This is a genomic window from Acinetobacter sp. YH12235 (assembly GCF_013417705.1).
Classification (GTDB): Bacteria; Pseudomonadota; Gammaproteobacteria; order Pseudomonadales; family Moraxellaceae; genus Acinetobacter.
The window spans coordinates 20,209-33,575 of record NZ_VPDL01000016.1 but is presented as its reverse complement, the minus strand read 5'-3'; the positions used below and the strand labels follow the sequence as shown (position 1 = coordinate 33,575).

The window sequence follows — 13,367 nt, the reverse complement described above, 5'->3', positions numbered from 1 at the left end:
TCAATTTCTTATCCGCGATTCGGGTTAAATAAAGAATCTGTCCAAATAAAAAAGCCCGCATGATGCAGGCTTTTTCAGACTTAAAAGTAATCGAATTATGCTTGTTCGATGTCTTTCATGGTCAATTTAATACGACCACGGTTGTCAACGTCAGCAACTTGTACTTTCACTTCCTGACCTTCTTTCAATACGTCAGCCACGTTGGCAATACGTTCGTTAGAGATTTGAGAAATATGAAGCAGACCGTCAGTACCTGGCAGGATGTTCACGAATGCACCGAATTCAACGATACGAATCACTTTACCTGTGTAGATTGTGCCTGGCTCAACTTCAGCAGTCAGTGCCTGGATTTTTGCAATCGCAGCCTGTGCAGCAGCTTTAGTTTCACCAAATACGCGTACTGTACCGTTATCTTCGATGTCAATCGCAGCTTTAGTTTCTTCAGTGATTTGACGGATAGTCGCACCACCTTTACCAATCACGTCACGGATCTTGTCAGGGTTGATGTTGATCACTTGGAAAGTCGGCGCGTGCATAGAAATTTCTGGACGAGCACGTGAAATCACTTGATTCATTGCGTTCAGAATGTGCATACGACCTGCATAAGCCTGGTTCAATGCAACTTCCATGATCTCTTCAGTAATACCTTCGATCTTGATGTCCATTTGTAGTGCAGTAATACCGTTAGCAGAACCCGCTACTTTAAAGTCCATATCACCAAGATGGTCTTCGTCACCCAGGATGTCAGAAAGTACTGCGAAACGTTCGCCCTCTTTCACTAGACCCATTGCAATACCCGCAACTGGTGCTTTAAGTGGAACACCGGCATCCATCAATGATAGAGAAGCACCACATACAGATGCCATTGAAGATGAACCATTAGATTCAGTGATGTCAGATACGATACGGATTACGTACGGGAAGCGGTCAGCTGCTGGAAGCACGGCTTGAACACCACGACGAGCCAGACGGCCATGACCGATTTCACGACGTTTAGGACCAGACTCACGACCTGTTTCACCTACAGAATATGCAGGGAAGTTGTAGTGAAGCATGAAGTTGTCAGTTTTAGTACCAGCCAAGGTATCTACCATCAACGCATCACGAGTATTACCCAGAGTAGTAGTTACCAATGCCTGAGTTTCACCACGTGTGAATAATGCAGAACCGTGAGCACGGTCTAATACGCCAACCTGTACATCAAGGGCACGAACAGTTTTAGTATCACGACCGTCAATACGCGGTTTACCAGACAAGATGTTGTCACGTACGGTACGGTATTTAAGATCTTCAAATAATTCGTTTACGTCATCAGCAAGACCAGTTTCGTCACCTTCTGGAACGAACTGAGCGAGCGCTTCTGCTTGAAGTGCATCAAGTGCTGCATAACGGTCTTGTTTCACCGCAATGGTATATGCTTCAGAGATTTTCGCTTCGAATGCTTCTTTCAGTTTTGCACGAAGGTCTTCGTTTTTCTCAGGAGCCACCCAAGTTGATTCTTTCGCACCAGCTGCGGTCGCGAATTCTTTGATTGCTTGGATCGCGATTTGCATTTCATCATGACCGAACAATACTGCACCCAGCATTTGGTCTTCTGAAAGTTCTTTCGCTTCTGATTCAACCATCAGTACTGCAGATTCCGTACCTGCAACGACAAGATCAAGATCACTTTCTTTCAATTGTTCAAAGCTTGGGTTTAGAACGTATTCACCGTTGATCAGACCCACACGTGCCGCACCGATTGGACCACGGAATGGTGTACCTGCAATCGCAAGTGCTGCAGAAGTACCCAGCATTGCTGCAATGTCAGCTTCCATAGTCTTGTCAGAAGATACAACAGTCGCAGTCACCTGGATTTCGTTATAGTAACCTTCTGGGAACAATGGACGGATTGGACGGTCGATCAGACGTGAAATCAGCGTTTCAGATTCAGATGCACGGCCTTCACGTTTACCGTAACCACCAGGAATACGGCCAGCTGCATATTGTTTTTCTTGATAGTTAACAGTCAGTGGGAAAAAGTCTTGACCTGCTTTAGCAGTTGGTTGAGCAACAACAGCAACTAATACAGTTACGCCGCCCATAGTAATCAATACGGTATTGGCCTGACGCGCAACACGACCTGTTTCTAGGACAACCTGATGTTGGCCAAATTGGAATTCTTTACGAACAATATTAAACATCGACATGTTTTATTTTTTCCTGATTTTATTCTAGTGGAGACCCCTAAGGTTTGGCATTCACATCCAAATGGACGGGTAAATGACAAAGCTTAGAAGCCGACCTCACCAGAAATAAACACTATTTTTAAACACAAAGAAGGAGCGAACATTCGCCCCTTCCCCTGATCTAGCCAAAGGCTAAACCGACTTTAGTTTTCAGCAATAAAGCATAAGGCATGCGATAAACCCGAAAATAAAGTTTAAATCGAATTAACGACGTAAACCTAAAGCACCGATCAATGCAACATAACGACCGTGGTCTTTACCATTTAGGTAGTCAAGAAGCTTACGACGTTGGTTAACCATACGGATCAGACCGCGACGGCTATGATGGTCGTGTTTGTGCTCTTTGAAGTGACCTTGTAAGTCATTGATTTGAGCAGTTAAAAGAGCTACTTGAACTTCTGGTGAACCAGTGTCGTTTTCAGCGCGAGCAAATTTAGCAATGATCTCTGCGCGATCTGCGTTTGTTAAAGCCATTCGATTTCTCCGAGATGCTTATATATCTTGATAAAAATCAAAGTAATGAGAATTCAATACATTGACTGCCGTGCATCACTACAGCAAGTTGCATATTTTAAGGGAAATTGCGTCAGATTGCAAAAATAGATCATGAATTTTGATAGTTTTAGCTGCCAGATGTCTTTGCTTATTTACTGATATGAAGAAATCCCATATGGTTCAATTTACAACGGATTTCAGGAATTGGACTTGATCTGGCTTACGAATAGCTGTTTAGATAACTGCAGAAATTAACTGATCTTTTTATATTTAAAATATTTCTGGTCGCGCTTAGAAATAAATGATAAAAAAAAGCCCGAGTAAACTCGGGCTTTTTCGCGCTGTAGTTTCTTCTATTATCATTTTTTATTTATTGTTTTTTTTAGTGCGTTTTACGCTTTATTATTTTCAAATCTTCCTGACTAAAAATAACTTCCTTGTGTGGTAGATTTTGCCATATTGTCGAAATGCTCATAGAGGCATTTATCCTCACTCGCTGTAAGCCATTGCGTACAAAATTGTCATCGAAATTTGCAAAATATTACACTTATATATCTTTTAATTACACTATTTACTTAAATTTACTTATTCTGCCAACTTAATTGAACTATAAGATTACGGCAAAATTCCATTAACGGCAGATATAAAAAAGCCTTGTAGTCTCTCCCAAAACTACAAGGCTTAGCGGCTGTAAGTTTCCTCTTTCACTTACTTCACTGTAAGTTCGCTGTCTGGTGACATTCTTGTTCTTATTATGCGATTTATACCCAACTTTCCGTGTTGAGTTCTTTTGTGTGACCAATCTTCTCAAAAACCGAGTAAAAGCTCCATGCGCCAATTTCCTGAATCCATGTAAGCATTTACCTACAACAGTTATTTATTTTTTGCCAATAGATTGTTGCATTGTTCAAGTATTTTTTCGCTTAAGCCACTCTTTCGTGTGGTTCTGACGCATAGCGCTTGTGTAAACGCGTCGCGATCTACCAGTAAGCTCACAACTTTTTTGGCCCGGGTAATCGCTGTATAAATCAGTTCCTTACTCAGCAAATTTTTGGCCTGTTGATCGAGTACTACAGCCGTATGAGTAAATTCTGAACCTTGCGATTTATGAATCGTCAAAGCAAATGCCGTTTCGATACTTTTCGGTAAGCGGGTCGCCAGCACCCATTTTTCTAAGCTCGGGAAATACACTTCAAATTGTGACTGTCCTTCTTGTTCTCTCCAGAAACAGATGCCAATATCACCATTGGACAGACCCAGCTGATAATCGTTATAAGTCATCATCACTGGTCGACCGGTATACCAGTCGCCCTGTTTTAACTTGCCTACACTGGCCAGAAAACGCTGTTCAATCTGCTGATTGATTTTATTCAAGCCCAGATCACCATGCCGGATTGCGGTGAGAATCCGGTAATCATCAAAGTACTGAATTGCCTGCTGCACATATTGATCAAAATCAGCCTGATCCTGAGCCAGCTTGATCGCGTCTGCATAAGCCTGATAGCCATACATCAGTTGATCATAATATGGGTCTAACTGTAGACCTGTAGTTGGGTTTATTTCTGGCAGATATTGCAGTTGCAACTGGTCAATCTCTACCTGATCCAGTGCAATTGCTTGCAGCTCACTCGCAGCAACCACTTGCTGTTCAAACTGGTTTAAAACCGATGCTGGAACATGTTCCTGCTGGATAAAGTGCGCCATCGCACCAATCCGGGCGCCTGAAGCAAAACGGCGTGTCGTGATTAAATTGACCCGATTATCTGCCAGAACAGAAGTCTGCTGTAAATCTGCCAGTACAGTGCCGACATCCACCGAGGCCAGCTGGTCTGCATCGCCTAATAAAATTAAGCGGGCTGAATCTGGCACTGCAGCAAGAAGCATCTGCGACAGGCTTAAGTCCAACATGGATGCTTCATCAACCACGATCACATCATAGGGTAAAGGCTGCTTGGCATGAAACCGTGGGCGTCCCAACCGCCCCAAGCCCAGTAAGCGGTGCAAAGTAACGGGTTGAACCTGCTTTAAAGCCTCCAGCTCAAAAGCGTGTAACTTTTCACTATATAAAGCTTTTTGCAAGGCTTCTTGCATTCGCTGCGCAGCTTTACCCGTCGGAGCGGCCATCGCAATCCGGATATTAGGCAAGGCTTCATGCAGTACAGCAATCATATGTGCCAAGGTGTAGGTTTTACCAGTTCCTGGTCCACCGGTAATAATATTCAGCCCCTGCTTGGCGACCATTTCCAGCGCTTGCTTTTGCTGTGGATCTGTCAGGAGATTACGATCACGCTCATTTAAATCAACCGGCATGATGGCTTGAGACTTGATCCGGGCGATCTCTGTAGCGACTGCCTGCTCCAGCTGCCAGTAGCGGTATAAATACAACTGCTGGTTTTCAAAAATAAAAGGTGCAATGCCTTGAGCCTGCTGGCTACGATCCAATACCAAATGATGCAATAGAGCTTTTTGCTCGGCACTAGCCGGAATACAACTATTGCCCTCCTGCATCGCTTCAAGGAGCTGCTGAATCAGCAATTTTGCGGCAGCATCAAAGGTCGCCGAACTAAATGGTGGCTGACATAAATAGTCAATCCAGGCCATTAAATGGGCTGATTGCTGAGACACGTGAATTTGCTCATTTTCCACACAGTTATCCTCAAAGTTATCCACAGGATAATCTTCTGTTTAAACTCTTAAAATTTTATAAATCATCAAAATTATGCTGATTTTTTCTGCTCAAAATAGCCCAGAATTTCATCCAGTTTCAGAATAAATTCCAGACCAGGCTGCCAGTGATAAGCGCCTTGTTCAGCCTGACCATTCATACCGCGCAAATACAGATAAGTCCCCCCACCCAGATGCTGCTGCATGTCATATCCCTGCATGTTCACGCTTAGATAACGATGCAATGCCACCAGATATAAGGCCGCTTGCAGCCAGTAACTGGAGTGGGTCATATTCTGCTGGATGGCCTCGGCCGTGTAATGCTGCTGATCCGGCCCGAGAAAATTGCTTTTATAATCGGCAATATGATAACGCTGGCCATCAAAATAAACCAAATCGATAGAACCGGTCAGATAGCGTGCCGATTTTGCCTCATTAAAATCAGGCATGAGAATATCATGCTCGGCAAACAGTTGCTGGATCTGACGAATCTGTAACGGTGCATCGGTTAAAGACAGATAAAACGGAAACTCGGACAGATACGCACCTTGCTGCAACTGTTCCAGGCTGAAGTCTTCCTGTAGGGGTGCAGCCAGAATTTCTTTGAGCCAGTCATGAACCCGATTGAGTAGAAGATCCTCAGTCATCTCATCAATGAAATGATCGAATGCCTGCTGAAAAACGGCTTCTACATCCAGTTGCGCTGCTGTCTCAGCAGGCGTCATCTGCGCTATTTCCTGTTCGAAAAACTGGATAAAAGGTTCATCATCCAGTTCTGTAAAATAGCGCTGAAACTGCCCTAAGAAGTTCAACCATTCAGAGTGATCGAATGTTTGAGCTGAACGGAAAAATTGCTGCCATTCCTGACGATAAGCTTCACTCTGATTATGCAGGCGAATTCCGGTCAGGATTTTATAATTCAGGCTGGAGAGTACTTTTTGCATACTCTGCTGCAATTTTTCCGGCTGCATTTGACCTTGACGGGCCACCTGACTGAACAGGGTCTGTAAATTCACACAGGCCGTCTGATAGCTCGGGGTAAATGCCTGCTGTAACAATGGACGAATATGAAAGGCCTGATGAAATTTCTCTTTCAGTTCCTGCCAGATTTGTGGCGCCGTATTTTTAAAACGACGACGGATTTCCAGATTCCAGTAGCTGCGATCCTGAAAATCGATATGCTCAAAAATACTGTGCAGGAAGGTTCCGGCCACCGTGCCTTTAGGAAAATTCAGCTTGATCCAGTCCAGTGGTTGGCTGGCTACCTGCTGTTCCAGTTCCAGCAGATTCATTTCATCTGCGGCACTGTCCGGACGTTCAGAAGCAATGACCAGATCATCCTGCAATATTGCCTGATGCGGGAGATGCTGTGACAGTGCAGTAAAACTGGTTTTAGTCCGCGGATAGAACTGTCGCTCCGGTAAAGGATGAGCCTGCATCTGTAACGGTGCTTCTGTCTGTTTTGCCACAATTCTAGGCGGCTCAGAAGCCAGAGGTTGTTCCAGCAGACTTAGGGCATGCTGAAAGGCCGCCTCACCTTGTCCACGCCAGAATGCCAGGCCTGAATCCGCCTGTCCGCTCTGATCTTGCAGCATGGCATAAACCCGGTGACTGGCCCGGGTCAGTGCCACATACCAAAGCCGGTGATTTTCTGCGGCATTACGGGCCGCATTTTGCAAAATCGCCTGCTCATGCAAGTCCTTATGATTAACTGCAATCACCCGGGATTGTTCCAGTACATTTTCCGCGGCTGACAGGGAAAAGTTCAGATTTCCTTTATTCACATCAAAAGGTGCATCGGCACCTAACAGGAACACCACTTTAAATTCCAGACCTTTGGAAGCATGGATGGTTAAGAGCTGTACCCCATGATCGCCAGAGAGTTTTCGCTCTTTTTCGTTATCCTTGCCTGAAGGTGATTGCAACTGACGCAAATACCAGTGATACAGCTTTTGAGCACCCTGATAATATTCACTTTGCTGACACAGGATCTCGGTTAGGTGACGTAAATTCACCACCACCCGTTCATTGTCCAGGCTCTGGCTTGCAACCAGATTGGTCCAGACCTGAAACAGGTTTAAGGCATAATTCCAGGCCGTCAGAAACCCTTTTTCAAACCACATTTCCCGGATAGCATCAAAGTCTGCAATATAACGGCTCAGACCTTCGCTCTGCTCTTGCAGTTCGATTAACTTTTTCAGGTTAAAGCCCAATAAACGGGTCAATAAAGCACGTTTGACTTTGGCTTCGTTAAAAGGCTCCATGATCGCGGTCAGAACAGCTGCAACATCCTGAGCCACCGGACTGGCAAAGACGCTCTGCTTAGATTCCTTATAACAGGGAATCCCCATGCGTTGCAGACGCTGCTTGACCTGTTCCAGCGCATAATGGCCAAAACTGAGAACTGCAATATCATCCGCTTTTAAGTGCTGAACGTTGTCACCCTGCTGGAAATACAGTTGCTGCTGTTCAGACTGATTCAATAACTGGCGGATTTTCCAGACCACCTGATCCGCTTCAACATCCTGTTCACCGAGTTGAATCCAGCGCAGTGGATGCGGATTGCTCAGCGTTTTATCGATTAAATCCGGATGTGGCCGGCTCCCCGCCTGAATCAGGGTGTAATGCACCTGTTCACCAAAATCCATCTGGCGTTGAAACAACGCGTCCACCACCTCGACCAGAGGTTTTACCGAGCGATGGTTCTGGATCAGAGTATATTCACGGCCCTGCTTTTGCAGCACATCAGCACGCGCCTTGTTATAGGTCAGCATGTCGCCGCCACGGAAACCGTAAATCGCCTGTTTCGGATCGCCCACCATGATCATACAGCCAGCTTTGACCCGATTCGGATCACGCCAGATTTTAGCCAGCAGATCATCCTGATCCTGATTGGTATCCTGAAATTCATCGACCAGAATGAGTGGATAACGTGCCTGTACAAACTGGGCAAAACGCTGACCTTGCTGTCCCTGTAAAGCTTCAGCCAGAGTACGGATTTGTTGGGAAAATGTGGTTTCACCCTGTTTTTGCAGGGTTTGTGGCAGACGGTTCTGCACACTACGAATAATATGATATTCCAGATAGGTGGTCAGCTGCTTCAGCTGTGCATCCATCTTTTCTTTGAATTCGCACAATCCATCAATGGCCTGAATCAGGCTATGTTGCAGAATCTTCTGCTGCTCTGCTTCCGGACAGCTTTTGTTAAACACTTGTGTCGTCGGCTGAAAATCGGTTTTCTTGCGGCGCAAATAACACAGATTCAATAAGATCGCATGCAGTTCTGGATCAAAAAAGCTCATCACACCTTTGGTTTTCAGTGCCGCCATCCAGGTCATAAAGTTTTCACAGACATCACTTAATCTGGTGAAAAAACTCTTATGAAAATACTTGGGAGAATTCTGGCAATACTCCCGAATGATCTCAATTTCATGTTCATGTACATCGAACAGGCGCTGAATGCAGTGCTCTAGTTCAGCTAGATCCCATTCGACTTTTTCTACCTTCTGAAAGTATTGCACACGGAAATTTAGAGCATCACGAACTAGTCCAGTATAGTGTTCTACTGGTTTCAACAGGTTTTGCAGATATAGATGATTGACCATATACTGCGGCTGCTGCTGGATCCATTCTCGTAGCACATCATGAATCAGCTGCTGGATATATAGGTCCTGATCTTCAGTCAGTTCGGCCCGTTCAATCTTGCCGCTTTCAAAGGCAAATTCACGTAATAATTTCTGGCTAAAGCTGTCCAGTGTCCCGACAAACAGCTCATCTAGCTGGTTCAGTACCAGACGTAAACGGCGCCGGGCATAGTCCATGCGTGAGCCATAATCTTTCAACACCTGCTGAAATAGTGGATCCGATTCAGTCTGGATTTTGGCGGTGATTTCGACCGAATTCAGCTCCTGATGACGCTGAATGAAGGCTAGCGTTTCCTCGACTCTGAGACGTACCCGGTTTTTCAGTTCAGCTGTGGCTTTACGGGTAAAGGTTGTGGCAATCACCTGATGCGGATAATACTGATCCAGAAAAATCCGCACCATCAAACTGGATAAGGTATAGGTCTTACCCGTCCCCGCCGAAGCTTCAATCCAGTGCAGGCCGCTAAAGCGCATGTCCTGAATCGGATTGGTTGAAATCTTTTTACTGCTCTGGTTCGGTAACATGGTCATTGTTCTTTTATCCATTCCAGATGTTCATGAATCGGCGCATATAGCGCATGGGCAAAGTCATGGCAACAGCGTTGCAAGGCCAGATCCGGGTCCTGATCCTGCAAAATAAACTGCCAGTCCTGATGCAACTGGCTGGATTCATCGCTGGCCAAAGGCTTGGCACTTTCATAGCTGTTGTTCCAGGCTTTTAGCAGTTCCTGCATCTCGGCAATGGTGATCTGTCCCTGTTCATTTTCGGTCCATTCCCAGGCCTTTTTCATCAGCAATTCGGCAGGCAATACCAGCGGCTGGGTCTGTCCCACTTCCCAAGCTTTCAACCAAGCCTGTAAATGATGACGTGCCTGACTAGAACGCAGTCCGGAGAATTTCAGGGTTTTATTACTGAAAATGACAATCCGTTCCAGCTGTGGAGACAGTTCATCATTGTTCAGATAGGCCAGCCAGAGCAAATATTCCAGCCAGACCTGTGCCCGACGTTTTTCTGAGGCCGAAGATGACTGCATGCTGAGCCAGTAACTGCTGTGTGGCACTTGTGGCAAGGTAATATGAATCAGCAGTTCAGGGTTATATTGCCAGGTTTGCTGCGTTACAGGTGTCAGCTCTTTATTCAGCTGCAATAAACGTTCTTTTAGCGATTGCTGTTCCTGCTGACTGCTGAGCCAGGTCGCTTCCTGAGTTTTTCCGACCGGTAAGCGGTCCAACATCAGCTGTGGCTCAATCTCTTGATCCTGTTGTAATAGGAAATCACGGACCTGATACTGTTCCAGTTTATTCAGCAATAAGGGTTCTCGTGAACTTGGCAGATCGGCATATCTCACACTGGAAACACCGATACTTTTCAGGAATAGACGTGCTGGGAAAATCATGTCACGAATCCACTCATCCCCTTTCAGCACCCGGATTTCTTTCTGCATCAAGGCCGGATAATGGGCATTGATCCAGCTGCTGCGCTTGCCCTCTGCACTGCGAATATATTCTGCTACAGCAAACCACTGGGTCTGATAACGTGGAGTATGAGATTCGACGTAACCGATCGGATCGAACGGCTGTAGTGGATGCACATGATAGAGCTGACGGATATGCTTGGCCACGCTCAAACCATTCATCTCAACCGTTTCATCGACTTCAGCATCGGGCTGGTCTGACTGGCAAATCAAGGCAATATGCTGGATCAGTTCCTGCAATGAAGTGGATGGATCACGCGCTTCACCATCATCAACATCAAAGCCATTATAGAACAGCCATAAATTGTCCTGCGCCAATAGCAATGCATCCAGAAAAGCACCTTGGTCATCATCCAGACGGGAACGATCCCCTAGTTGCGGCTTCAGACTGTTCATCAGGTCAAATGGCACCTGCTGATTCCGGCTCGGAAATTTACCGGTATCTAGATTCAGCATCACCACCAGTTTATATGGCAACGGACGGATCTGGCCGATTTGACTAAAGGTAATCTGTCCGGTCGGCTCGGCCTGATCCAGCTGCATCTCCAGTGTATTCTGAATTTCTTCCAGTACATAAGGCAAAGGAAGGCTTAAGGCGACCAGCTCCTGGCTGGCCTGCGGATCATCCTGATCATGGTAATCGGCCAACGTCAGCATCCGCATCTGCTTGTCAATGATTTCTGCGACCGTCTTTAAGGACTCAACCCCGGCTTCACGGAACTCATTCAAGTCTTCACGCAGATATTCCAGCCAAGTTTTTACCGGGGTACGTTGTCCCTGTTCATGCAAAATCAGCCAGTCACGGCGCTGTACCAGATCCTGATAAATCTGGATCAGAGTCGAAATGAGAGGAAAATCACTACTCAAGACCCGAGCATAGCTTAAGGTATCCTGAAACAGGGCATGTTCCGGAACTGCAAGCCCGAGTGCCAGCCGATCCAGCGCAAACTTAAAACTGAAGCGGTAGTCTTCATCACCGGCAGTCAGGCTTTGCTGTAAATGCTGCTGATCCAGACCGCGTTTAAAGCCCGCTTCGCCCAGTAACTGCAACATGCGCTCAACTTGCGCGTAGTCCAGCGCATATAGTTGCTGGGTCGCATTCAGACTGAGCCAGTCGGCAAAATCTTCGATACTGAAACGTCGATGCACCAGCTGAATCCGGCCCAGTACCGCGCGCCAGGCATTACTGACATCGAGTCGTGACACCCCGGCAATCTGAATCGGTAAATACAGATTATCTTTTTGCAGACGCTGGCTATGGCCTTCCCGTTCTCGCGGTGGTGGTGCAAAGACACTCCGGATCGCTGGTTCCAGCTCTTTCAGGTTCGGGGCCAGCACCAGAATATCACTCGGCTGACGTGGGGCATCTTCCGTGCCTTGGGCCAGCCAGTGAATCATCTGTTCTTTTAAGACTTCCAGCTGGCGCAGTGAGGAATGACAGACATGAATCTGTACCGAATCATCGTCGGGTTTGAGCGGATACTGGTGTTTTTCCGGTTCCAGCAGGTACAAAATATCCGACTGGATTTTGGCCAGTAACTTATCCTGATATTCATCCACGAAAGCATCGGCCCAGAGACCTTCTTCACCTGAAGACAGTTTGGACAATAACGAGAAATGATCACGTGCCTGCTTGCCAAAGCGGGTCAGCAAGGGATGACGCGATTCCCGGTCTTCGGCATTAAAGTTCAACTGAAAGGCTGCAAAGAAATGCTGGATTTCGGTATCAGTCGGCAAACGTCCCTGAGATTTTTCAAATTTCTTGATGAAACGTTCCTGCACGCCAAGGTCATAACGTGCTTTCCAGTCTGGATCGACACTATCGGCCCAGTATTCCTGTGACGGGTTAAAGTGGAAAATATAAATATCGATGTATTGACCGAGACGGCGCAAGAAATCCAGCTGACTCGGTGGCAATTCTAGCAAGGTAAAGACCACGACCTGTTCTGGCAAACGTTTTAAAGCCTGTACCTGAGTATCTTCATTTTCCAGACGTTCCCAGTACATCTGTTCGATGTCCAGAATCTTGGCATAATCATCCTGAAAGACATGCTGCCACAACCAGCGCTGCCAGGCTTCCAGTTCGCGTGCCTGAATCTTGACGAAGTCTGCCACCGGAATTTCATGGCCATTTTCATCTTTAGGAATATAGATCATCTGCTCAACATCGAGCGCAATATCCTGCCCCCAGGACGCCAGCCAGTTAGTGGGACAACGACATTCCTGTGGTGGGCAATTCCGCGCGCAATAACCACGGTAATCCATATAATGGCTAAACAGGCGCGAGACCTGTTCGGATACCCAGTACAGCATGCTTTGTTTTTTCAGCTGCTTCTCTATGCCTTGTTCCAGACGATCTGCGCTGTCATAAATCCGTTTGATAATCGAATACAGTGGATGATCGATCTCTAATGGAATCTGCTCAGGCAAAATGCATTTACGTAATGCCTGAAATACCCGCCATTTAATAATAATTCGGGGAATATTGGCTTCACGAACCTGTTCGACTTCTTTGGGATTATTCAGCACCCACTGATAGGAAGTCCACTGAAAGGCACGGATCCGGTGATGAAACTGGGTATTGGCACTGATGCCCTTTTTCTCGGCAATTTTCTGGGTGAGCCAGGCCTCGACTGCAGGAGACGGTACAATAAAATGCCGTGGCTGTAACACGGCCAAGGGATTTTTTGCGCTCTGGTTGACGATACGCAGCATACTATCCAAAAGCACATCAATGCGTTGACTCTGAATAACATGAATTGCCATCGTTTCCCCTGAAAAATGAGATGGAGCAGTACTACAAAATGATAAAGATTATTTACTATACTTACCGAACTGTCTATGTCACTTTTTAAAACTCA

General features: G+C 46.1%; 5 protein-coding genes. All 5 read right to left on the bottom strand.

The window, feature by feature from the left end; translation table 11 throughout:
• Window positions 1-95 precede the first annotated feature (95 nt).
• Window positions 96-2,183, bottom strand: coding sequence for a polyribonucleotide nucleotidyltransferase (gene pnp, locus FTV13_RS09720; protein WP_180011906.1), 2,088 nt, complete (start codon window positions 2,181-2,183; stop codon window positions 96-98).
• Window positions 2,184-2,432: 249 nt separating this feature from the next.
• Window positions 2,433-2,702 carry a 30S ribosomal protein S15 gene (rpsO, locus tag FTV13_RS09715; RefSeq protein WP_004637724.1) on the bottom strand — a complete coding sequence of 90 codons (270 nt, stop codon included), beginning with the start codon at window positions 2,700-2,702 and terminating at the stop codon, window positions 2,433-2,435.
• 894 nt (window positions 2,703-3,596) lie between these two features.
• A complete protein-coding gene (gene recD / locus FTV13_RS09710) occupies window positions 3,597-5,369 on the bottom strand; it encodes an exodeoxyribonuclease V subunit alpha (RefSeq protein WP_373686354.1) in 1,773 nt (590 codons plus the stop codon).
• A gap of 71 nt (window positions 5,370-5,440) precedes the next feature.
• Complete coding sequence (locus FTV13_RS09705) at window positions 5,441-9,562, bottom strand: UvrD-helicase domain-containing protein (protein WP_180011902.1); 4,122 nt, start codon at window positions 9,560-9,562, stop codon at window positions 5,441-5,443.
• Complete coding sequence (locus tag FTV13_RS09700) at window positions 9,559-13,272, bottom strand: exodeoxyribonuclease V subunit gamma (protein ID WP_180011861.1); 3,714 nt, start codon at window positions 13,270-13,272, stop codon at window positions 9,559-9,561. Before FTV13_RS09700 ends, FTV13_RS09705 begins: the two co-directional genes overlap by 4 nt.
• Window positions 13,273-13,367 lie beyond the last annotated feature (95 nt).